Here is a 22833-nt window from a genome sequence, read left to right as displayed (position 1 = left end):
GTTTAATTTTAAATGTTACTTTACGCTTGCGGTTTGTACCTGTGTCGTTTTGATGTCTGTACCTAACCTCTGGAGGTAAGCAATCATGGCTACAATTTCTCTTTGTTCAAGTGGTACATAGGCAGATCCTTTTGCTGTTTTTTCTTTGGCCATCTGATCTTTTACATCCGTTGCTTCAGAATAAATTCTCTGTACAATTGCTTTGGACTGGTTGTCCGCCCATTGGCTGGCAGAATCTATCTGGGCTTTTGTATAAGGAACATCGAAGACATTTTTCATCAGTTTCATTTTATCCACCATTTGTGTTCTGTCCAGTTTATTACTGATTAACCATGGGAAACGTGGCATAATGGAACCGGCAGAAGTAATTCTTGGGTTGTACATGTGTTTGAAGTGCCATGAATCCGGGTTTCTTCCTCCTTCTCTGTGAAGATCCGGTCCTGTTCTTTTTGATCCCCATAAGAATGGTCTGTCGTATACGAATTCTCCTGCTTTGGAGTACTGTCCGTTTTTCCCTTCAAATCTTACGACTTCATCACGGAAAGGTCTGATCATTTGTGAGTGGCATGAGTTACATCCTTCACGGATATATAAGTCTCTACCTTCCAGTTCCAGTGGCGTGTATGGTTTTACGGCAGTAATTGTCGGAACACTTTGCTTCAGTGACAGTGTAGGAACAATCTCCACCAATCCACCAATTGCTACTGTAATGAAAGCTAATACAGAAAGAAGAGTAGGCGTTCTTTCCAGCCAAAGGTGTAAGCCTTCACCTTCTTTTCTTGAACTTCCGATATTGGCTAAGGCAGGAGCTTCTGCAGGAACTTCTTTCTGGAATGAACCGGCTTTGATTGTTTTAATAACATTTATAACCATCAGGATAGCTCCTGAAAGATAAAATAGTCCTCCTAAGAATCTCATTTTATAGTAAGGAATGACAGCTGTTACAGTATCCAGCCAGTTTTTCCATAATAAGGTTCCGTCCGGGTTGAACTGTTTCCACATCAATCCTTGCGTAAATCCAGATATATACATTGGAACTGCATAGAAGATAATTCCTAAAGTTCCCAGCCAGAAGTGCCAGTTGGCCAGTTTTTTAGACCAAAGAGATGTTCTCCACATAATAGGAACCAGGTAATAAACAATTCCGAATGCCATAAAACCATTCCATCCGAGTGCACCAATGTGTACGTGTCCGATAACCCAGTCTGTATAGTGACCAATTTTATTTAATGATTTTGTAGCGAGTAAAGGTCCTTCGAAAGTAGCCATACCATAGCATGTAACCGCTACTACAAAGAATTTAAGAATCGGATTTTCTCTTACCTTATCCCAGGCTCCTCTTAAGGTAAGAAGGCCATTCAGCATTCCTCCCCATGACGGAGCAATAAGCATAATAGAGAACCCTGTTCCTACCGCCTGAGCCCATGCCGGTAAAGCTGTATATTGCAGGTGGTGAGGCCCGGCCCAAAGATATACGAAGATCAGCGACCAGAAGTGAATAATGGATAGTTTGTATGAGAATACCGGTCGCTGAGCTGCTTTTGGCATAAAGTAATACATAAGACCTAATACAGGGGTGGTTAATACGAATGCAACCGCATTGTGGCCATACCACCATTGTACTAATGCATCTTTTACACCTGCATATACAGAATAAGATTTCCAGCTTGTGAAAGATAACGGAACTTCCAGGTTATTGAAGATGTGAAGCATTGCTACTGCAAGCCAGGTTGCCATATAGAACCAGATGGCTACGTACAAATGTCTTACTCTTCTTTTGGCAATAGTTCCGAACATATTGATTCCGAAAATGATCCATGAGAATGCAATTAAGATATCGATGGGCCATTCATGTTCGGCATATTCTTTAGAAGTATTGATTCCCATAAGGAATGTAATAACCACACTGACGATCATCAGCTGCCATGACCAGAAGTGAATCCATGAAAGGGTGTCACTGTACATTCTGGTTTTAAGAAGCCTCTGCATACTGTAATAAGCACCGCAGAAAAAGGAATTACATACAAAAGCAAAAATTACAGCACTGGTATGAAGCATTCTGATCCTTCCGAAGCCCATGGCTCCCTGTGTATTGATCAGCCCCTGAATATTACCTGAAGCCAAGCTTTTAATAGTTGTATCATCCGTACCGAATAAAAATTCAGGCAATTCAGGATAAAAAAGCATCAATGCAGCTGTAAGCCCCAGCAGAAATCCTACAAGTCCGAATGCGATAGTCGCATAGAGGAATGCTCTGACAATATTATTGTCATAATTAAATTTTTGCGTCTCCATAAATTCCAATAGTGTTTACCGAAGTGATATTTTCTCTGAAAAAAGGCGTATTTTTAAGTCTTTTTTATGCTGAAAATAAATATCATGTAACGTGTGTAATGTTTTGCCAAAGGTATTTATTAACTTTGTTAGAGGCTAATAGCTAATCTTCTAAAATATACCGAAAACTACTAAAACAAAAGCGATGAAAGTATGTGGACAAAATATCAGGAAAATACGTAGGAGCAAAGATCTTACGCAGGAGTACATGGCCTTTGAAATGGGCATTTCCCAAAAGGCATATTCCGATATTGAGAATTCCAAGGTGAAGATCAACCTGGAGATACTGACTAAAATATCTGATATTTTAGACATCAAGCCATCTGACATCTGCAGTATTTCGCATAAGTGCGGAAACGATGAATATGAAGATAAATATCAAAATCTTTTGGAATACATGAAAAAGAATAATATTTCAGTTCCCAAAGAATTTTTATAAACCTTAATTGCTTAGATAATGTATTAAAAATGATCTCTTTCCAACAATAGAAAGTGATCATTTTTTTTGCTCTGAATGAGATGGAAAACAAGGTAGGATAGAATCTTAACTACAATTATTAAAACTATTTTTGTAACTGTATTCTGAACTTTATTTATAATGATGTAAAAAGAAAATATACGGATGAGGCTGAATTCTCAATTTACCCCATGGAATGTGAATTTCTCTGAAAAGTTTTTATATATTTAGCGACCGAATAATTCATTCAATGAGCAACGAAAATAAAACAGGACAAAACGAGACTTTAGTTAGAGGATTAACAAACCGACACATACAATTAATTGCCCTTGGTGGAGCCATCGGAACAGGGTTATTTCTGGGAATCGGACCGGCAGCGGTACTGGCTGGACCGTCCGTAATTTTAGGCTATGCTTTAGCAGGTATTATTGCCTTTTTTATTATGCGTCAGCTGGGTGAAATGGTAGTTCAGGAACCCGTTTCTGGAAGTTTTAGCTACTTTGCCTACAAATATTGGGGAAATTTTCCGGGATTTGCTTCCGGATGGAACTACTGGATTCTCTATATTCTGGTGAGTATGGCAGAACTTACGGCAATTGGGCACTATATCCATTTTTGGTGGCCGGAAATACCACTCTGGGTTTCCAGTTTATTCTTCTTTGTGGTCATTAATGCGCTTAATCTGGCATCCGTAAAAGTTTACGGAGAAACAGAATTCTGGTTTTCCATTATCAAGGTAGTGGCTATTATTGCGATGATTATTTTCGGAGTCTATCTTTTAATAAGCGGGACAGGAGGAGAAAAAGCGACAATTACCAATCTGTGGAATGACGGAGGTTTTTTTCCCAAAGGATTATTTAACAAAACAGAAAACGGATATTCAGGACTATTTGCAGCTATGGCAATGATCATGTTCTCATTCGGAGGGCTTGAGCTTATCGGAATTACGGCTGCAGAAGCCAAAAACCCGGAGAAAACGATTCCGCAGGCAACCAATCAGGTGATCTATAGAATCCTTATTTTCTATGTGGGAGCGTTGGTTATTTTATTTTCTTTAAGTCCCTGGAGAGATATTACAGAAGGATCCAGCCCGTTTGTAATGGTATTTCAAAATCTGAATGGTCTCGAATTCAGCCTTTTTGGAAAAGTGATTCAGTTCAATACATTAATAGCGAATGTTCTTAACCTGATTGTTTTAACAGCTGCGTTGTCAGTGTACAACAGCAGTGTTTACAGTAACAGCAGAATGCTTTTCGGATTGGCTCAGCAGGGAAATGCTCCGAAATTCCTGAAAAAACTGAACAAAAACTCAGTTCCTACCAATGCGATCATTATATCTTCATGCTTCGCAGGAATCTGTATTATAATCAATAAACTGGTACCGGAGAAAGCCTTTGAATATTTGATGGCTTTGGTTGTATCTACACTGATCATCAACTGGCTTATGATATGCTACACCCATTTAAAGTTCAAAAAATCAATAAATGCAGAGGGAATACATTCAAAATTCCCATCTATATTTTATCCGGTATCCAACTATATCTGCATTGCATTTTTAATTCTGATTTTAGGATTAATGAGTATTACAGGTATGGAAATTCAGGTAATTCTGATCCCGATATGGATTGGCTTTTTGTTCGTAATGTACAAATTGTACAAACCGAATTAAAAATAAACACATTTAAACATGTTTTTGGAAAGGTGAAAATTAAAAGATTTTCACCTTTTTTGTTTCTGAAAATTTTTAGAGATACTTTCTAAGTGGAGGAGAAATGCAACATTCATTGAGTGAGTACTTCGTATTTCCGCTTATTTTTCATATATTAGTAAGACGTTATATTTCAAATTCAGGTGAAAATTATAATCTGTTTGTGATACCTGCGGAGAAGCCGAAAACCGTTACAAAAAAGTAGGCATGACCAAAAAACACTCTTATGGCCAATTTATTTCAAACTTTTACCAATACCGTAAAGCACTGGTACATCCCTTTAATCTTCGGAATTCTTTTCCTTATCTGCGGTTTTTATGTTTTCAGTGTACCGCTTGCAACGTATGTGACACTTTCTATCTTTTTCAGTGTTTCATTCTTATTTTCGGGTATTACTGAAATATTCTTTTCCTTACAGAACAGCAAATCCCTGCAGGGTTGGGGCTGGTTTCTAGTGAGTGGATTATTAACCACTGCAATAGGAATTTATCTTATCGCAAATCCTCAGATTTCTATGGCAGTACTTCCTTTTGTCATCGGATTTACCTTGCTGTTCCGTTCATTTCAATTACTGGGCTTTGCATTTGACCTGAAAAGCATGAAGATAATGAGCTGGGGAAATGTTGCTCTTGCCAGTGTGGGAGGCATTATATTTTCCCTGCTGCTGATTTTTAATCCGGTATTTACGGGAATTTCATTAGTTACCCTTACCGGTGTTTCCTTTATTTTTATGGGAATAGCTTCCATTATGCTGGCTCTGGATTTAAGAAAGATAAAAAAGATTCCGGGGAAAGTAAGCCAGGAATTAAGGGATAGAATCAAATCGATACAGGAAGAAATTGATGAGCTCAAAAAATAATACATATTTACATATAAACAAAAGAAGAGGCTGTCTCAAAAGTGAGACAGTCTTTTTTTTGAGCATAAAAAAAGGAAAGCTTTTGCTTTCCTAATAGTTGCAAATTGATTAATTTGCTGTGTGTTAAGTAAATCAAAGGTAGTCTTTAAAGATTATAATCCCAAGCAAAATTTTCTTTTTCCTCCTGATTTGTCGGAGCTGATAGAAAATAATCATCCTGTACGAACTGTTTCAGCTGTTATAGATGGTCTGGACATCACTAATTTACTCCGTAATTATAAACCCGGCGGCACATCGGCGTATCATCCCAAAATGCTTTTGAAAGTATTGGTTTATGGCTATTTGTGTAATATTTATTCGAGTAGAAAGCTGGAGCAGGCACTCAAAGAGAATGTTCATTTTATGTGGCTAAGCGCCATGAACCGTCCCGATCATAATACTTTGAACCGTTTCAGAAGTGAGAGGTTAAAAGGAGAACTCAAAGAGATCTTCGCACAAATTGTATTATATCTGGAGAAAGAAGGTCTGGTAAGCCTGCAAACCATCTTTACAGATGGGACTAAAATAGAAGCCAATGCCAATCGTTACACATTTGTATGGGGAAAGGCTATCAAAAAGAATAAAGAACGTATAGAGTCCCAACTTGAGGATTTGTGGAACTACACTCAGGAAATAGCCAGGGAAGAAATGAAAGATACTTCGGAGGTAACCTTTAAGTCTATGGACAAAGAAAAAATAAAATCTGTTATAGAAACGATAGATTCTACTTTAAAAAAGAAGAAAATTTGCTCTAAAGTTCGTCAGAAGATTAATTACGCAAAAAAGAACTGGCCTGAAAATCTTGAAAAATATGAGAACCAAGAGGCTATTCTTGGGAATAGGAACAGCTATTCAAAAACAGACCCTGATGCTACTTTTATGCGCATGAAAGAGGATCATATGCGTAATGGGCAGCTCAAAGCGGCTTACAATCTTCAGTTGAGTACCGAGAATCAGTTTATCATTAATTATACTCTGCATCCTAATCCTGGTGACACTAAAACCCTTCTTGCTCATATTAAGAATTTTGAACACCTTTATCATAAACCTCCCAACGAAATAGTGGCTGATGCAGGATATGGCTCAGAAGAGAACTATATTTTTCTCCAAAAGAGAAAAGTCAAAGCCTATATCAAGTATAATTATTTTGATAAAGATCAGAAAACCAAAATTATAACATCTTCGCCCTCTAACCCAAAACTTTCAAAGCTCCGGCATAAGGTTCATAAGCTTCTCAATACAAAACGGGGCATAATGCTTAGAAAACAAAGGTGTCACGATGTAGAACCTGTGTTTGCTCAAATCAAACATAACAAAGGATTTAAAAGATTTTTTCTCAGAGGACAAAATAAAGTCGAAATAGAAACCGGCTTGATTGCTATTGCGCATAATCTTAGAAAATTGGCTCTGGCAGGGTAAAAAAACCTTCCTTTGTTTTATTCTACCATAATAACTCAAAAATATGATCTAAAAAAAATAAATTCATTGAAAAATATAAGTTACAAAAAAATACGACCATAAAAAAGGCTGTCCTTTTGAGACAGCCTCTAATAGTTGCAAATTGATTAATTTGCTGTGTGTTAAGTAAATCAAAGGTAGTCTTTAAAGATTATAATCCCAAGCAAAATTTTCTTTTTCCTCCTGATTTGTCGGAGCTGATAGAAAATAATCATCCTGTACGAACTGTTTCAGCTGTTATAGATGGTCTGGACATCACTAATTTACTCCGTAATTATAAACCCGGCGGCACATCGGCGTATCATCCCAAAATGCTTTTGAAAGTATTGGTTTATGGCTATTTGTGTAATATTTATTCGAGTAGAAAGCTGGAGCAGGCACTCAAAGAGAATGTTCATTTTATGTGGCTAAGCGCCATGAACCGTCCCGATCATAATACTTTGAACCGTTTCAGAAGTGAGAGGTTAAAAGGAGAACTCAAAGAGATCTTCGCACAAATTGTATTATATCTGGAGAAAGAAGGTCTGGTAAGCCTGCAAACCATCTTTACAGATGGGACTAAAATAGAAGCCAATGCCAATCGTTACACATTTGTATGGGGAAAGGCTATCAAAAAGAATAAAGAACGTATAGAGTCCCAACTTGAGGATTTGTGGAACTACACTCAGGAAATAGCCAGGGAAGAAATGAAAGATACTTCGGAGGTAACCTTTAAGTCTATGGACAAAGAAAAAATAAAATCTGTTATAGAAACGATAGATTCTACTTTAAAAAAGAAGAAAATTTGCTCTAAAGTTCGTCAGAAGATTAATTACGCAAAAAAGAACTGGCCTGAAAATCTTGAAAAATATGAGAACCAAGAGGCTATTCTTGGGAATAGGAACAGCTATTCAAAAACAGACCCTGATGCTACTTTTATGCGCATGAAAGAGGATCATATGCGTAATGGGCAGCTCAAAGCGGCTTACAATCTTCAGTTGAGTACCGAGAATCAGTTTATCATTAATTATACTCTGCATCCTAATCCTGGTGACACTAAAACCCTTCTTGCTCATATTAAGAATTTTGAACACCTTTATCATAAACCTCCCAACGAAATAGTGGCTGATGCAGGATATGGCTCAGAAGAGAACTATATTTTTCTCCAAAAGAGAAAAGTCAAAGCCTATATCAAGTATAATTATTTTGATAAAGATCAGAAAACCAAAATTATAACATCTTCGCCCTCTAACCCAAAACTTTCAAAGCTCCGGCATAAGGTTCATAAGCTTCTCAATACAAAACGGGGCATAATGCTTAGAAAACAAAGGTGTCACGATGTAGAACCTGTGTTTGCTCAAATCAAACATAACAAAGGATTTAAAAGATTTTTTCTCAGAGGACAAAATAAAGTCGAAATAGAAACCGGCTTGATTGCTATTGCGCATAATCTTAGAAAATTGGCTCTGGCAGGGTAAAAAAACCTTCCTTTGTTTTATTCTACCATAATAACTCAAAAATATGATCTAAAAAAAATAAATTCATTGAAAAATATAAGTTACAAAAAAATACGACCATAAAAAAGGCTGTCCTTTTGAGACAGCCTCTTTTTTTAAATCAAGCAAAATATCTTAAAGCTCCAGAATCCACTTCTGAAGTTCAGTGCTTGATGGCAGCTTCAGTTTTTTCTTAAGTCTGTATCTTTTTGTCTCTATTCCCCGCAAACTAATGTTTTCATATTGGCAGATTTCTTTATTCGTAAGATTTAATCTGATATATGCACTGAATTTTACATCATGTTCTGTAAGTTCGGGGGTATGGGTAATTAATTTTTCGTAAAATTCAGGATATACTTCTTTAAAACGCGTGAGAAATAAGGGACTTCTACTCTCCATCAGCTGGATAATTTCGTCAAATGAATCATTTACTTTTAATTTTAGAACATCCGTTTCAAGAATCTTCTTTTCAATAATTTTATCTTTCTTAAGTTCCTTTTGAATATAGATTTTTCGGATAAAATAGAATACTATTAAAAATATAACGATAATAACCAGCGCTATTGCATAAAATGTTTTTCTTTCTTTTTCCTTCTCCTCATGCTTTAATTCAATGAGTTTATTAACAGCAAGATTGATGGCTTCTTTTTCATTTTTGTTGATCTCATCATTAAGAACAGTATATTTTCTCAGATATTCATTGGATTTATCAATTTCATTTAAAGACTTATAAACACTCGAAAGCGTATCATAAACCGTCAGCAGGGAGGTTGGAGTATTTTCCGTTTTTTGAAATATATCGAGTGATTTCAGATAATATTGAAGTGCCTTTTCTTTATCTCCTTTCACATTAAAGAGATCTCCATAGCTGAACCAGGCCGTTGCTTTTTCAATATCAGATGCATTTCCTGAAAGAGCGATGGCTTTATTCATATAATATTCAGCAGAATCCAAATGATTTTTTTTAGCAATAAATTGATCTGCTGTTCTGGTATAAGAAGTTATAGTAGGCTTTACACCCATTATTTTCTTTTTTAGGGTCTGTAAAGAGTCAAGGTTTTTATCCTTTGGTAAGTTTTGCTGTTTCCACGAATAGTTGTAGGCCTCAGCAAATTCTCTCTGTTTAAGGTCAGGAATTTTCTTTATAAAAGATTTTGCTTGGTCAAAGGCTGCATTGGATTGCTCGTAAAGCCCAAGACTTGTATAGGTTCTTCCGTATTCATTATACAAATTAGCCTTTAGAAAAGGATCATTACTATGAAACAATTCTTTTTTAGCCTTGTCAAGATACTGCAAACTTTCCTTGTTTCTGCCAAGTCCGTTTAATAGACTTCCTATATTGGTATAGGCCATAATTATACCTTTAGTATTATTATTTTCTTCATACTTTTTAAGAGCACTAATATTAAACTGCAAAGCTCCTTTGGCATCTAATTTCTTTCTGTATTCTAATGTGGTTTTTATGGGTTCGGGCTGAAAAGAAAAGTCTTGAGCATCAAAAAATGCAGAGAAAGAAAAGAAAATCAGGTATAATGTTTTAATTCTAAAATTGGGGAACATATTTTTTAAAATTATTAAAACAAAAATAACTTTTTTATGAATATGTTTTAAAAAATTAAGTAATAGTAGAAACTTTTACATAAATATATCATAAAAAATACACTTCAAAAATACACCCTCGAATATATAAAATATTGTCTTTTAATTCATTATTAAGTGAAGTATTTTTAAAGTAGTAGCCAGGCTGCATAATATTGATACATTTACTACGAAAATTTTTTTCATTCTTAAGTGTTTGTGTTTATGGGCGGGGATAGTAACGTCCCTGCCTTTTTTAATGATAAAGCTTTTGAAGTTGCAGAGCTTTATAATTTCCATCTTTATCACAGAATTTTGCTTATGGAGAGCCAATAATTCACTTTTTTCACTTACTTCAAAGTTACTTCTTTTTGGTTTTAATTGATTGTTTATCAATGTTTTATTTTTTGAAGTGTCTTTGATGTAGATTTTTTTTTATTTAGAGTCAATAAGTTTGCATCATCTAATTCGGACACAGAGAAATTTCAGACCGGTCATGTTTTTCAGTACGATTCTAAATACACACAAGAAAAAAAATAAACATCAAACATTTTTTAAACCTAAACAAATGAAAAAAATAATCATTTCATCAGGAATGCTTTTCTCAAATTTATTCTTCTCTCAGGTAGGGATAAATACTCCAAATCCTCAAGGCTCTTTTCATGTGGATGGTGCCAAAGATAATGTTTCAACAGGAGTTCCAACTACAGCTCAACAGTCTAATGATTTTACAGTGCTTAATAACGGAAATGTCGGAGTAGGAACAGTAAACCCTACCAATAAACTGGATATCCGCTCTACAGCCAATGGAGCTCTAAAAATTGTCGATGGAACACAGGGAAATGCCAAAGTTTTAACATCAGACGCGAATGGTGTTGCAACATGGAAGGACCTTCCTGCAAATACTAATATTTACAATTCAAACGGAACACTTACAGGATCCCGTACAGTAGCTCAGGGAACCGGTTCTTTAGCCTTTACAAGTACTGCTACCGCAGGAACCAGTCACTTTTCAGTGGATGGAAGTACATTTTCGGTAGATGCAGTTACCAACAGAGTGGGTATAGGAACAACAACTCCTAAGAATATGTTGGATTTGGGAAGCGGTAACGGAAAAAAACTGGCATTATGGAACAGTGCTGCAGGAGATGATTTTTATGGATTGGGAAACGCTGCCAATGTACTACAATTGTTTGCAGGAGCTCCGGCTGCAGGAGACCCCTTAATGACTCTGAATAAAAATGGCAGAGTAGGTATTGGCACAACGGCGCCCACAAATGTATTGGATGTACGTTCCTCAACGAATGGCGCATTAAAAATTGTAGATGGTACACAAGGGGCCAATAAGATATTAACTTCTGATGCCAATGGCGTGGCAACATGGCAGAGAGCCGCGTCAAATGTTGCTGTAGGAACATTGGGCGGAGGATATGATGTCCCATTTTCCCAATTTTCTGATTTTAGATATACTGGTTCTTCCATTACTTTACCTCCGGGAAGATGGATGGTTACCATTTCATTACTATTAATACCGCAGGGAACAATTACAGCAAGTGACTGGATGTTTGTAAGAAGTACTTTTTCAGATGCAAATCTTACAACCATTGGACAAACCGGCACTCAGTCAGCAGATGTCATAAGACCTACTTTAATGAGTTTTCAATTGGAAGGACCGTTTAATGGTGGACAAAAATATAGTGTTGCTACGGGTACAGTACAAATTAATAATACATCCGGGACAACCAAAACGTATCGATATATTGTAGGGAATACTCAGGCTAGTGGTACTGTGACAGGCGCCGGATTGGGTAAAGTGGGAGGAGTATGGTCTGAAAATGCGATTTATGCGGTTGCAGTAAATTAATAAAAAAGTCATCAGGTTCAGGATTGTAATATTTATCAGATGAAATAGAGTCAATTAATTCCTTAAGACCACTTTTTTCAAGATGTTTTTGAAAAAAGTACTTTTTTTATCTTACTATTTCCTGAGAGGGCGTGGTATATAATAAAAATTACAATTATTGTGTTGAGAATATTATTTTTATTATGAGTTATTTATGTTAATTTAATATTGTGATCGTTTTAAAAGTGTAAATTTGATTTTTATATATGTTTATTTGAATAACAATCATAAATAAATGTATTGAATTAAATACTCAAATTACACCATTTTAAATCTTAAAAAATGAAAAAAAATTTAATCTCTTTGGCAATGATATTGTTTTCTATCATTGCGTTTTCACAGGTAGGGATAAATACATCAAACCCTCAAGGTATGCTCCATGTAGATGGGGCAAAAGACAATCCTGCAACCGGTGTTCCAACTGACGTCCAGCAAGCCAATGACTTCACAGTAACTTCTGAAGGAAATGTAGGTATCGGTAACCTAACACCATTATCGAATCTCCATATAAAAAATAGGGGAACAGCCACAGGTATTGGAGGAGGTGAAGCTACCAATACGGGATTACTGATAGAAAATCCTATTACCAATAACTCCATATTATCGATCTTAAGAACTACGGGAACTACGGGAGTGAAACAGGCAGTAATGGGTATAAATCCTAATTTCAACGGGAATAACGGGGTATTTATTATTTCCCGTATTCCTGGTGGAAGTGATTGGGCAATGGATCTAACCCTTGGTAATATAGGTGTCGCTACCAATACTCCTACCAATACCTTGGATGTTGCCGGTAGTACCAGAGTAAGAACCATGGATGTAGCAGCAGGCGCTACCCTTATTACGCCGGTATATTCAGATGCAAATGGGGTTTTGAATAAAGCTGTTGATAACATTTATGGAACGGTTATTAATAACACTGTTACCATAACACCAGGTGCTACAAATACTTTGATTGCTGGACTTGCCAATAATGCGGTATATAAAGCTGTGGTCAATGTCAGTAATAGTTGTGGGCGTATTGGTATTGCAGAGTATTACGTCACTAATAATGCTATTAACAATTCTTTCTCTATTAAAGGAATGGATGGAATTTTAAACACAGACACCACCGATAAAGCGCCTGCTTTTACTGAAGTAAACAGATATACAACATCAGTTGTTTGGTCAGGCATTCCAAATTGTGCTGCAGGAGGTACTAATATTGCATTTAATTATACATTAACAATGCCCACAGCCGGAACAATAGATCTTACTAACAATGGAGATGCAAGCTTACAGTATAAAGTGATACTTACAAGACTTTTTTAGTTGTTACAGAACATAACAAAAGAACAGTTTTTTAAATTAAAACCTTTTGTTGAAAATGATTTCAATGAAGATTTTGACAAATATATGTATCAATTAGCTTGCTATAGCGAAGATGATTAGTCTCAAAAAAACATTATTTGTAAAAAAAAGAGTTTGAAAATAAATCTTTTAAATGCAAGGTAAACTGTAAGAAATTATATTTTATGAATAATGACCATTGTAATTTACAGTGGCTATTTATTGTATTGCAAATAGGAAATTAGATTGAATAAGAATAAAAAAACAAAAACCACCCTTAAAAAAGGATGGTTTGTAGACTCACAGGGATTCGAACCCCAGATGACTGAACCAAAATCAGTAGTGTTACCGCTACACCATGAGTCTCTGTTTGTTTTAGTGGTGCAAATTTACAGCTTTTTTCTTTATATACAAGAACTTTTTGAAATTTTTTTTAAATTTACTGTAGAATTTATTCACGGAAAACATGCTGATAGACTTCAATAATCTCACTATTAATCAATTATCATTCTCTACAGAATTTGAAAAGAAAGTAAAAGATTTTCTGGAAGAATGGTTTTCACAAAAAACAGGAGTAAATGTCCAGACTTCAGGTTCTACCGGAGTGCCGAAAATTTTTGAAATTGAAAAAAAGAAAATGGTCAATTCAGCAGTAATGACCTGTAATTTTTTAGGATTAAAAGGAGGTGATACGGCATTGCTTTGCCTGCCTGTAGAATACATTTCCGGTAAAATGATGATTGTCCGTTCTCTAGAAAGAAAATTACAATTAAAAGTTACTGATCCTTCTTTAAAGCCTCTTGAAAATCTGAATGAAGAAATAGATTTTTGTGCGATGACACCTCTCCAGGTAGAAAACTCACTGGAAAAACTTCATCTGATTAAAAACCTGATCATTGGTGGTGCTGCTGTTTCAGAAAGCCTGAAAAATAAAATCCGGCATATGAACCTTAGTCCTTCCAACCGGATTTTTGAAACCTATGGAATGTCTGAAACCCTTTCCCATATCGGATTAAAACAATTAATGCCGGAACAGGAAGAGTATTTCACCGTTTTTGAAAATGTAGCGATCTCTTTAGATGACAGAGGTTGTCTGAAGATCTTTGCTCCCAATGTAAATGCTTCAGAATTGCAAACTAATGATTTAGTTGAGATTAAGAATAAAAAACAGTTTAAATTTCTCGGAAGAATTGATAATGTGATTAATTCCGGAGGTGCAAAAATTTTTCCGGAAGCCCTGGAAGCCCTGGTAAAAAAAGAACTCCCAAATGAGGCCATATTTGCGGGGTTGCCGGATGAAAGTTTGGGCCAGAAATTGATATTGATTATAGAAGGAAATGAATCTGATGAGGTAAAAAGGAAAGTTTCAGAAATACTATTTGAGAAAAATTTCCACAGGCCGAAAGACATTGTTTTCATCAGAGAAATTCCGAGAACTCCCAACGGGAAGGTAAACAGATTGGAATTGTATAAAAATTTAACTGGAGATCTCTAGTTGATTCCGGTATCTCAAAATCTTAAAAAATGAAAGACTTTTCAAAAGAACTCAGCTTTAAAACTTCCCGCAGCAGCGGTGCAGGAGGACAAAATGTCAATAAAGTGGAGACTGCAGTCACTGTACTTTGGAAAGTAGATACATCAGAGTTTTTTAATGAAGACGAAAAAGTATTGATTCAGCTTAAACTGAAAAACAGGATCAATGCAGACGGTTTTTTATTCCTCTCAGTTTCTGAAAGCAGAACACAACTGATGAATAAAAATAAAGCCATTGAAAAAATACTTGAAATGGTAAACAAAGCACTCATTGTTCCGAAAAAAAGAACAGCAACCAAGCCTTCAAAAGGTCAGAAACAAAAAAGACTGGATAATAAGAAAAAGCTTTCGGATAAAAAAGAAAGCAGACGTTTCAGGTTTTAATTGGTTTCTCCGGTAGAAAATTTTATTTATGCCGGAAACTTTAAAACGATGATAAAAAAATTAATTTTAGCTGGAGTGTTCTCAATCTCCATCATGTCTTTCGCTCAGAAATTTTCTATCAGACCTTCCATAGGATATGCATGGAGAACTGCAAAGACAATTCCCGGACTTAGCAAAGAAGAAAAAGAATATGTAAAAGACCTGAAAAATGGACTGAACTTTGATATTGCAGCCCATTATGAAGTAAAAAACGGGCTTGGATTCGGAGTAAAATATTCTAACTACAGTGCATCAAGCGACGGATTTCTGCTTGGTTATGTAGATGGAATGCCAGTATCTGTTCCTGTAACGACAAAGGATCATATTACATTTTTCGGTTTCTCCGGACTTATTTCAAATAATCATCTGGATACGAGACATAAGGTATTTGCAGACGTGGCGTTGGGAGTACTGTCTTATACTACAAAAACAGGATCTGTAAAAGGTACTGGAAGTACTTTTGGGGCAGAAGTTGATCTTGGATATCAATATCAGGTAAGCAAGAATTTTATGATAGGGCCAAAAGTAGGATTAAGTGGCGGAACCCTGAATAAAATGAAGTATAACGGAGTGACTTATAAATTTGATGATGATCAAAAAGAAGGTTTGCACAGAGTTTCTTTAAGTGCAGCCGCTACATTCCGTTTTTAAGCCGTATCTTTGTTTGAATTAATAATAATTGATAATGACAGCAACAATCTTTTTATCTGCAGAACACCGCCGGCCAGGATTGCTGCTGTCTTTACTTTATCTTCATACAGATTCTTTTCTGAAAAGTTCCAAGGACTTCATTATCTAAGCCCTGTCAGGATCCAAGGCAGGGACTCATTTCGGATTTTATATATTGTTTTTTGCAGTTTTCTATAGAAGAAGGCTGTTGTACGCCTGGCTTCTACATTGGATCGTCAGAGAACAACTGTATTTTAAATTAAAAAATTGAAGAAAATGTCTAATCATATTATTGTAACCACCGGAATTTATGATGCTATAAAAGATACACTGAGAAGAAAAAAAGTGAGCATCGAAGAAGAAAAAAGATTGACCGAAGAACTCAGAAAAGCAAAACAGGTCCTGAGAAGAGATCTGCCTGCTGATGTTGTTACAGTTGATAGAAAAGTAACATTAAAAGACCATACCCTGGATTTTGAACATGAATACATTTTCGTACCCTCCACGAAACAAAAGCTTACAAAGAACAAACACTCCATTCTGTCTGATATTGCTCTTGCAGTAGTAGGGTATAAGGTAGGAGATGTTATCAGCTGGCCTTTCAGAGACGGAGAAAGAAAAATAGAAATCCTGAAAGTGGAAGCCTGGGAAGGATAAATTTCTGCTAAATATTATTTAAGTTGATTGTTAATGAAAGCGTGGCTCATTTTGGGTCGCGCTTTTTTATAAACTTTTAATGTTGGAAAATGCAAAGCCGCAAATTTTTTGACATGGCTCCTACTTTAAGGCATAAGGGTTTTATCTTCGATAAAATTTTTACTGTACAATTTATTTTTTATCACATGCTGATTTTTCGGATAATATAAAATAAAAATCTGTGCAATTTGTGCAAAAATGATGCTTTCCCTTGCTGAAAATCTTCGATTTTCTTGCGCCTTAAAATATTCATAAAGCTTTAAAATCTTTTGTACCCTTGCGTTTTCAACAACTGAGACGCTTCTATTTAACAAATGATAAAAAAAGACGCCTCTCTTATACTTTCTTCAAGTGCTTTCGCTGCATTCCGTTTTTAAGTTTTATCTTTGCAAAAATTAAAAAAATGAGCAAACCGATAACTGAATTCATAGAAAAGTATTACCTGCACTTCAACGCAGCTGCATTGGTGGATGCTTCTAAAGGATATGTTGCACATCTTAAAGATGGCGGAAAAATGATGATTACTTTGGCGGGAGCAATGTCTACTGCTGAATTAGGGAAGATTCTTGCTGAAATGATCCGTCAGGGAAAAGTAGATTTTATCTCTTGTACAGGGGCTAACCTTGAAGAAGATTTAATGAACCTTGTAGCACACTCTCACTATGAAAGAGTTCCTCATTATAGAGATTTAACGGCTCAGGATGAGTGGGATCTTTTGGAAAGAGGTCTGAACAGAGTTACAGATACTTGTATCCCTGAAGAAGAAGCTTTCAGAAGATTACAAAAACATATCGTAGAGATCTGGAAAGACGCAGAAGCTAAAGGAGAAAGATATTTCCCTCACGAATTCATGTACAAAATGATCCTTTCAGGAGTATTGGAACAGTATTATGAAATTCCTAGAGAAAATTCCTGGATGATTGCTGCTGCAGAAGCTAACCTACCAATCGTAGTTCCGGGATGGGAAGATTCTACAATGGGTAACATCTTCGCTTCTTACTGCATCAAAGGAGAGCTTAAGCCTACTACAATGAAATCTGGAATCGAATATATGACTTACCTTGCTGACTGGTATACTAAAAACTCAGGAGGAAAAGGAGTTGGGTTCTTCCAGATTGGTGGCGGTATCGCAGGAGATTTCCCTATTTGTGTAGTACCAATGTTATATCAGGATATGGAAATGCATGACATTCCTTTCTGGTCTTATTTCTGCCAGATTTCTGACTCTACTACATCTTACGGGTCATATTCGGGAGCAGTTCCAAATGAGAAGATCACTTGGGGTAAACTGGATATCACTACACCGAAATTTATCGTTGAAAGTGATGCGACGATCTGTGCGCCATTGATGTTCTCTTATATCTTAGAAAACGCTTAAGAAAACATCTCATCGGAGATTAAAATATTAGCGCTTCAATTCATTTGGAGCGCTTTTTTATTATAAGATTTTAAATAGATTTGTGGTAGGCTTTACTTTTATTTTCTTAACGATTTAAAGTGGTATACATTATTCCCACAGATCACACGAATTGCACAGATTTTTACGATCTGCGTAATTTGCATCATCAGCGAGAGAAAAAATAAGCTATGTCGTATGAAATTTTATCGGAGATAAAACTCTCCTATGTTTGTATAAGTTATAATTTTCCTTATCTCAATTATTATCTTAGCAATAAAGTGAATAAGGATGAGAGTTGAATAAAAATCCAATAGTTCAAAGAAACATATTCGGCGCAAGAAATCACCTCATCCTTTTTTATCTTTTAGAGTCAGAACAGAATGTAAGGAATTAAAAACAACTTTTAATATCCAGAATATCCAATTAGGAGAAAAGACGAAGGAAGATTCCTCACTTAAACAGAATAAAATATGAGAGTATTAAAACAAGTGGCAGGTATAGATGTAGCTCAACAAGAATTAGTAGTTACTTTAGGTTTTCTATATGAAGATCAGACTATAAAATTTATAGCTTATAAGGTATTTACAAATACAGATACAGGAATCCAATTATTGATTAATTGGGTTGAAAAACAAATTGTTGAAGGGCTGGAAATTCACTATATTATGGAAGCCACAGGGATTTATCATCAAAAATTTGCTTATTATCTGGCTGACAATAACAAAAATGTCTATATCGTTTTGCCTAATAAAATAAGCAGTTATATAAGAACTCTTGATATTAAAACGATAACTGATAAGAGTTGTTCTCAGGCTATTACTCAGTTCGGTCTTGAAAGAAAATTAAGTGTCTGGAAAAAGCCTGATCAGACTTATAATGAGCTGCAACAGCTGACCAGAGAGCGAGATCAAATTGTTCAGGAGCGGAGTGTAATAAAAAATCAACTCCATGCGGAAACTGTTCAAGCTCGTCCTCATTTAAAAAGTATAGAAAGAATGCAAGCTCGCCTGAATTTACTCAACGCTCAAGAAAAAGAAATAAAGAAAGATATCGATACTATTATCAATACTAATGCTGTAGTAAAACAATCGATAGAACGACTTACAACGATACCTGGAGTTGGTGTTTTAACTGCCGCTACTGTTTTGGGAGAGACCAATGGTTTTGAACTGATTAGAAATAAGTCTCAATTATCAAGTTATGCGGGTTTAGACGTTAGGGAAAAGCAATCTGGAACATCAGTAAAAGGTAAATCACGAATATCCAAAAAAGGAAATAGAAGCTTAAGAAAATGTTTGTTTTTACCTGCTCTAACAATTGTGAAGTGGGATGATAATTTTAAAGAAATTTACATAAGGCTGACCTCAAAACATGGAATAAAAATGAAGGCTCTAGTAGCGATCCAAAGAAAAATATTAGAATTGATCTATATTCTTTTTAAAAATGAAACGGTCTATGACAGTAAGTATAAATCAAAAAATAGCGTGAAAACTGAGATAGTATAGCACGCTACAGAGTCTAGCTCTGGGCCGACTTAAGAAACAAATTTACAAAAAAATAAATTTTATTTGCAGGTTAACACAGAATCTTGCGCCTTACCACACATAGTATTAAAATAATCCTGCGCCTTTGCGTTTTCCCAAAAATACACATAAACATTTGTGAAAATCTGCGCGATCTGTGGGAAAATAAAATCAATCCAAAGAATTCACCAGCACAAAGTATCTGTAGGCCAGAATTCCCTTTTCTATCTTAGTAAGACGATTAGGATCTTTCTTACTCAATTTCGGAAGAACTTTTTTATTAACGGCATTCAACAGCCTGAAAAATGATTTTTTCATATCTTTATCTTTTAATGAAACATCATTGAGATGAGAAGAGTTCAAAAATGATGCAAAAAAGAGGACCGACTTAAAATAATCATTTTGATATGGACGAAATTTTCAAACAACAGGTATACGAAGTGGCAAGACTTATTCCTAAAGGGAGGGTATCAACGTACGGCGCCATAGCAAAAGCTGTTGGTTATCCAAATCATTCCAGACATGTAGGAAAAGCGATGGGAGGATGTCCGAAAGATGTTCCTGCGCACCGCGTGATTTCAAGCTCTGGAGTATTATCTGTCCCCGAATTTCAGCCAAAGCTGGAAGCAGAAGGAATCATTGTTGAAAACCTCAGAATAAAGAATTTCAAAAAACTGTTCTGGGATCCGTTGGAGGAATTGTAAATTTCAAAGAATTCTTTTAACATAGAACGTTAAAAAAGCGCTCACCTCAAAGACCTCCGTAAAAAAAAAGTCACTCCATACATTAATATGAAGCGACATCAATATTTTTTACAGTTTCAAACCGTATTATTTTCTTCCTCTTGGGAGACCTTTCAGTTCTTCTTTCAGCCTTTCGTTTTCCTCTTTTAATAGAGCAATATAACCTTGAAGATTTTCAATAATAGCTCCCGGAATATTATCATAATTATTCTGGTTGGTAATGACTCCCGCAGAAGAAGATCTGTCATTAAATACAGGATGATCATTATTAATAACTACTGTGGCTTCATCTTCTTCATAAATGTCCTCTACCGGCACGTCGAGAAAACGGGCAAGTTTATCCCACTCATCTTTTACGATCCTTACATCACCGCTTTCTTTTCTGCTGTAATTGGATACATCCGTCGCGATAAAGTCAGCTACCTGTTGTTGGGTATAGCCTTTTTGCTTTCTGATGACGCGTAATTTTTCTTTTTGCATGACCGACATTTTATACAAAAATGGCAAAAAAGGAGAAGCTATACAATAAAAAGTAGAAAAAAGTAGGTGCTAAAGAATAAGATTAAAGATAAAATGAATCTAAACTTTAAAAACAGAAGTATTATCTGATTTAATTGTTGAAAATTTTCTTTCAGAATAATTTCTGATAAGAGAAAAGATTTAAACCTTACAGGTTTCTAAAACCTATAAAGTTTAGATGAGCTATTTACAATTTTTATACTTTTTTAAACAAAAAAAAGACTGCTTCAAAATTGAAACAGTCTCTTGTAAATTACTTTTCAAGCTGCTTATAGCTTCTCTGTATAAAATCTGTCAGGTCTTTTCCTTTCAGTAAGTTTTGTGAAAGCTTGGCAAGATCAAGCGCATATTTGATTAAGCTTTCTTTTTCTTCAGTATTCTCAGTCTTTAAGATCTGACTGGAAAGCTCACTGTTGGAGTTCACCACAAGATTATACATCTCCGGGAAACCTCCCATTCCGAACATACCGCCTCCGCCTGTAGCCTGCATTTCCTTCATTCTTCTCATGAATTCAGGCTGGGTAATCGTGAACGGAGCGTCATTGCTGTCAAGATCTTCAAGCTGTACTGTAAATTTAGAATCCTTTATCGCCTCTTCTACATTCTTTTTCAAAGATTCTTTTTCGGTTTCATTCAGTTTTGAAATTACCGGTTCATCTTTTTTGATAAGGTTATTAACATGATCGGCATCTACTCTCGCAAATGAAATATTTTCTTTTGAAGTTTCCAGTTTCTGGATCACGTGTGAAATGATAGGAGAATCCAATAACAGAACTTCATATCCTTTATCTTTGGCAGACTGGATGTAACTGTGCTGCTCATCAGCATTGGTAGCATACAGGATAACCAGTTTGTTGTCTTTATCAGTTTGTATTGGCTTGACTTTCTCTACCAATTCATCCCAAAGGAAATATTTACCGTCTGTTGTAGGATATAAAGTGAATTTGTCTGCTTTTTCAGCAAATTTTTCTTCTGTAATAATTCCGTATTCGATTACAACCTTGATATCGTTCCACTTTTTCTCATAATCTTCACGGTTTTCGTTAATTAAAGAAGCCATTTTGTCGGCAACTTTTTTCGTGATATACGATGAAATTTTCTTTACAGCACCGTCTGCCTGAAGATAAGAACGGGACACGTTCAATGGAATATCCGGAGAATCAATTACCCCTCTTAGCAACATCAGGAAGTCAGGAACAATCCCTTTTACTTCATCCGTTACAAATACCTGGTTTTGATATAACTGAATTTTATCTTTGTCGATATTCAGATTATTGCTCAATTTCGGGAAAAATAAAATTCCGGTAAGGTTGAAAGGATAATCAACATTCAGGTGGATGTTGAATAACGGTTCTTCAAACTGCATTGGGTACAGTTCATGATAGAACTTCATATAATCCTCATTGGTCAGTTCGCTTGGAGCAATCGTCCATGCCGGGACCGGATTATTGATAATATTGTCTACTTCTTCTGTTTCAGCCACAGCATCTTCAGGAGCGTCTTCCGGTAAAGGAAGTGTATGGGTTTTCGTTCCGAATTTGATCGGAACAGGCATAAATTTGTTATACTTTAATAGCAGTTCACGGATTTTTGCTTCTTCTAAAAATTCTACAGAATCTTCAGCAATATGAAGGATGATTTCCGTTCCTCTGTCTGTTTTATCAGTAGTTTCTTCAAGGGTGAATTCCGGGCTGCCGTCACAGATCCAACGTACTGCCGGCTCATCTTTATAAGATTTTGTAAGGATTTCCACCTTTTCAGCCACCATGAAAGCAGAGTAGAATCCAAGACCGAAATGTCCGATAATGCCGGAATCTTTTGCAGAATCCTTGTATTTTTCCAAAAACTCTTCAGCACCTGAAAAAGCTACCTGGTTGATATATTTTTCAACTTCTTCACCGGTCATACCAATTCCCTGGTCGATGATGCGTAACGTTTTCTGGTCCTTATCAATTTTAACTTCAAGTTTGGGATTTCCATATTCCACTTTTGCCTCACCAATGCTTGTCAGGTGTTTTAATTTTAAAGTAGCATCCGTTGCATTGGAGATCAATTCTCTCAGGAATATTTCGTGGTCACTGTAAAGAAATTTTTTAATAAGCGGGAAAATGTTTTCCACAGATACATTAATATTTCCTTTAGTCATCATATTTTAGATTTTTAATTTAAAATTCTTTCTCAAAAAAAA

At 35.7% G+C, this 22833-nt stretch carries 19 protein-coding genes and 1 tRNA gene; 14 read left to right on the top strand and 6 right to left on the bottom strand.

Annotation, left to right across the window (positions count from 1 at the left end):
* Nucleotides 1-15: 15 nt before the first annotated feature.
* Nucleotides 16-2295, bottom strand: a complete 2280-nt coding sequence (gene ccoN, locus V0410_RS12050; RefSeq protein ID WP_330743295.1) for a cytochrome-c oxidase, cbb3-type subunit I — start codon at nt 2293-2295, stop codon at nt 16-18.
* 184 nt (nt 2296-2479) lie between these two features.
* Between ccoN and V0410_RS12045 the strand changes: the two genes are divergently transcribed.
* The 5 genes from V0410_RS12045 to V0410_RS12025 all read left to right on the top strand — a co-directional run bounded on the left by V0410_RS12045 (nt 2480) and on the right by V0410_RS12025 (nt 8312).
* On the top strand, nt 2480-2773 hold the full coding sequence (locus tag V0410_RS12045) for a helix-turn-helix domain-containing protein (RefSeq protein WP_167022761.1): 294 nt from the start codon (nt 2480-2482) through the stop codon (nt 2771-2773).
* A gap of 268 nt (nt 2774-3041) precedes the next feature.
* A complete protein-coding gene (locus tag V0410_RS12040) occupies nt 3042-4460 on the top strand; it encodes an amino acid permease (protein ID WP_110008126.1) in 1419 nt (472 codons plus the stop codon).
* A gap of 265 nt (nt 4461-4725) precedes the next feature.
* Nucleotides 4726-5358, top strand: coding sequence for an HdeD family acid-resistance protein (locus V0410_RS12035; protein ID WP_330743288.1), 633 nt, complete (start codon nt 4726-4728; stop codon nt 5356-5358).
* Nucleotides 5359-5478: 120 nt separating this feature from the next.
* Nucleotides 5479-6816, top strand: coding sequence for an IS1182 family transposase (locus tag V0410_RS12030; protein ID WP_330743286.1), 1338 nt, complete (start codon nt 5479-5481; stop codon nt 6814-6816).
* Between the two features lie 158 nt (nt 6817-6974).
* Complete coding sequence (locus V0410_RS12025) at nt 6975-8312, top strand: IS1182 family transposase (RefSeq protein ID WP_330743286.1); 1338 nt, start codon at nt 6975-6977, stop codon at nt 8310-8312.
* A 153-nt stretch (nt 8313-8465) separates the two neighbouring features.
* On the opposite strand, the gene V0410_RS12020 is transcribed toward V0410_RS12025, so the two are convergent.
* Nucleotides 8466-9890 carry a tetratricopeptide repeat protein gene (locus V0410_RS12020; protein WP_330743284.1) on the bottom strand — a complete coding sequence of 475 codons (1425 nt, stop codon included), beginning with the start codon at nt 9888-9890 and terminating at the stop codon, nt 8466-8468.
* Nucleotides 9891-10476: 586 nt separating this feature from the next.
* Between V0410_RS12020 and V0410_RS12015 the strand changes: the two genes are divergently transcribed.
* Complete coding sequence (locus V0410_RS12015; protein ID WP_330743282.1) at nt 10477-11772, top strand: hypothetical protein; 1296 nt, start codon at nt 10477-10479, stop codon at nt 11770-11772.
* Nucleotides 11773-12093: 321 nt separating this feature from the next.
* Nucleotides 12094-13122, top strand: coding sequence for a hypothetical protein (locus V0410_RS12010; protein WP_330743280.1), 1029 nt, complete (start codon nt 12094-12096; stop codon nt 13120-13122).
* Between the two features lie 313 nt (nt 13123-13435).
* On the opposite strand, the gene V0410_RS12005 is transcribed toward V0410_RS12010, so the two are convergent.
* A tRNA-Gln gene (locus V0410_RS12005) sits at nt 13436-13506 on the bottom strand.
* A 100-nt stretch (nt 13507-13606) separates the two neighbouring features.
* Between V0410_RS12005 and V0410_RS12000 the strand changes: the two genes are divergently transcribed.
* From V0410_RS12000 to V0410_RS11975, 6 genes are all read left to right on the top strand, one after another.
* Nucleotides 13607-14635: an AMP-binding protein gene (locus V0410_RS12000; RefSeq protein ID WP_330743278.1), complete on the top strand. Its 1029-nt coding sequence runs from the start codon at nt 13607-13609 to the stop codon at nt 14633-14635.
* Nucleotides 14636-14664: 29 nt separating this feature from the next.
* Nucleotides 14665-15057 carry an alternative ribosome rescue aminoacyl-tRNA hydrolase ArfB gene (arfB, locus tag V0410_RS11995; RefSeq protein ID WP_330743276.1) on the top strand — a complete coding sequence of 131 codons (393 nt, stop codon included), beginning with the start codon at nt 14665-14667 and terminating at the stop codon, nt 15055-15057.
* A 48-nt stretch (nt 15058-15105) separates the two neighbouring features.
* The gene (locus V0410_RS11990; protein ID WP_330743274.1) at nt 15106-15747 is read left to right on the top strand and encodes a hypothetical protein; all 642 of its coding nucleotides are present in this window, start codon (nt 15106-15108) and stop codon (nt 15745-15747) included.
* Between the two features lie 294 nt (nt 15748-16041).
* The gene (locus V0410_RS11985; RefSeq protein WP_330743272.1) at nt 16042-16422 is read left to right on the top strand and encodes a GreA/GreB family elongation factor; all 381 of its coding nucleotides are present in this window, start codon (nt 16042-16044) and stop codon (nt 16420-16422) included.
* Between the two features lie 442 nt (nt 16423-16864).
* Nucleotides 16865-17839, top strand: coding sequence for a deoxyhypusine synthase family protein (locus V0410_RS11980; RefSeq protein ID WP_002976594.1), 975 nt, complete (start codon nt 16865-16867; stop codon nt 17837-17839).
* A 491-nt stretch (nt 17840-18330) separates the two neighbouring features.
* Nucleotides 18331-19365, top strand: a complete 1035-nt coding sequence (locus V0410_RS11975) for an IS110 family transposase (protein WP_330742961.1) — start codon at nt 18331-18333, stop codon at nt 19363-19365.
* 189 nt (nt 19366-19554) lie between these two features.
* On the opposite strand, the gene V0410_RS11970 is transcribed toward V0410_RS11975, so the two are convergent.
* The gene (locus V0410_RS11970; protein WP_330743269.1) at nt 19555-19701 is read right to left on the bottom strand and encodes a hypothetical protein; all 147 of its coding nucleotides are present in this window, start codon (nt 19699-19701) and stop codon (nt 19555-19557) included.
* Nucleotides 19702-19790: 89 nt separating this feature from the next.
* On the opposite strand from V0410_RS11970, the gene V0410_RS11965 reads away from it, so the two are divergent.
* Nucleotides 19791-20087, top strand: a complete 297-nt coding sequence (locus tag V0410_RS11965) for an MGMT family protein (RefSeq protein ID WP_110008117.1) — start codon at nt 19791-19793, stop codon at nt 20085-20087.
* A gap of 126 nt (nt 20088-20213) precedes the next feature.
* On the opposite strand, the gene V0410_RS11960 is transcribed toward V0410_RS11965, so the two are convergent.
* On the bottom strand, nt 20214-20606 hold the full coding sequence (locus V0410_RS11960) for a helix-turn-helix transcriptional regulator (protein WP_330743267.1): 393 nt from the start codon (nt 20604-20606) through the stop codon (nt 20214-20216).
* A 292-nt stretch (nt 20607-20898) separates the two neighbouring features.
* A complete protein-coding gene (gene htpG / locus V0410_RS11955) occupies nt 20899-22791 on the bottom strand; it encodes a molecular chaperone HtpG (RefSeq protein WP_330747685.1) in 1893 nt (630 codons plus the stop codon).
* Nucleotides 22792-22833: the final 42 nt, after the last annotated feature.

The sequence above is a fragment of the Chryseobacterium sp. CP-77 genome (assembly GCF_036362765.1).
GTDB classification, from domain to species: domain Bacteria; phylum Bacteroidota; class Bacteroidia; order Flavobacteriales; family Weeksellaceae; genus Chryseobacterium; species Chryseobacterium cupriresistens.
The sequence above is the reverse complement of the archived record's forward strand: the minus strand, read 5'-3'. Positions and strand labels throughout refer to the sequence as shown.

Coding starts and splice junctions, on each gene's coding strand:
- V0410_RS12000 (WP_330743278.1), top strand. CDS start 13,607: ATGCTGATAGACTTCAATAATCTCACTATTAATCAATTATCATTCTCT.
- V0410_RS12010 (WP_330743280.1), top strand. CDS start 12,094: ATGAAAAAAAATTTAATCTCTTTGGCAATGATATTGTTTTCTATCATT.
- arfB (WP_330743276.1), top strand. CDS start 14,665: ATGAAAGACTTTTCAAAAGAACTCAGCTTTAAAACTTCCCGCAGCAGC.
- V0410_RS12020 (WP_330743284.1), bottom strand. CDS start 9,890: ATGTTCCCCAATTTTAGAATTAAAACATTATACCTGATTTTCTTTTCT.
- V0410_RS12045 (WP_167022761.1), top strand. CDS start 2,480: ATGAAAGTATGTGGACAAAATATCAGGAAAATACGTAGGAGCAAAGAT.
- V0410_RS11960 (WP_330743267.1), bottom strand. CDS start 20,606: ATGCAAAAAGAAAAATTACGCGTCATCAGAAAGCAAAAAGGCTATACC.
- htpG (WP_330747685.1), bottom strand. CDS start 22,791: ATGACTAAAGGAAATATTAATGTATCTGTGGAAAACATTTTCCCGCTT.
- V0410_RS11980 (WP_002976594.1), top strand. CDS start 16,865: ATGAGCAAACCGATAACTGAATTCATAGAAAAGTATTACCTGCACTTC.
- V0410_RS11965 (WP_110008117.1), top strand. CDS start 19,791: ATGGACGAAATTTTCAAACAACAGGTATACGAAGTGGCAAGACTTATT.
- V0410_RS12015 (WP_330743282.1), top strand. CDS start 10,477: ATGAAAAAAATAATCATTTCATCAGGAATGCTTTTCTCAAATTTATTC.
- ccoN (WP_330743295.1), bottom strand. CDS start 2,295: ATGGAGACGCAAAAATTTAATTATGACAATAATATTGTCAGAGCATTC.
- V0410_RS11985 (WP_330743272.1), top strand. CDS start 16,042: ATGTCTAATCATATTATTGTAACCACCGGAATTTATGATGCTATAAAA.
- V0410_RS12035 (WP_330743288.1), top strand. CDS start 4,726: ATGGCCAATTTATTTCAAACTTTTACCAATACCGTAAAGCACTGGTAC.
- V0410_RS11975 (WP_330742961.1), top strand. CDS start 18,331: ATGAGAGTATTAAAACAAGTGGCAGGTATAGATGTAGCTCAACAAGAA.
- V0410_RS11970 (WP_330743269.1), bottom strand. CDS start 19,701: ATGAAAAAATCATTTTTCAGGCTGTTGAATGCCGTTAATAAAAAAGTT.
- V0410_RS11990 (WP_330743274.1), top strand. CDS start 15,106: ATGATAAAAAAATTAATTTTAGCTGGAGTGTTCTCAATCTCCATCATG.
- V0410_RS12040 (WP_110008126.1), top strand. CDS start 3,042: ATGAGCAACGAAAATAAAACAGGACAAAACGAGACTTTAGTTAGAGGA.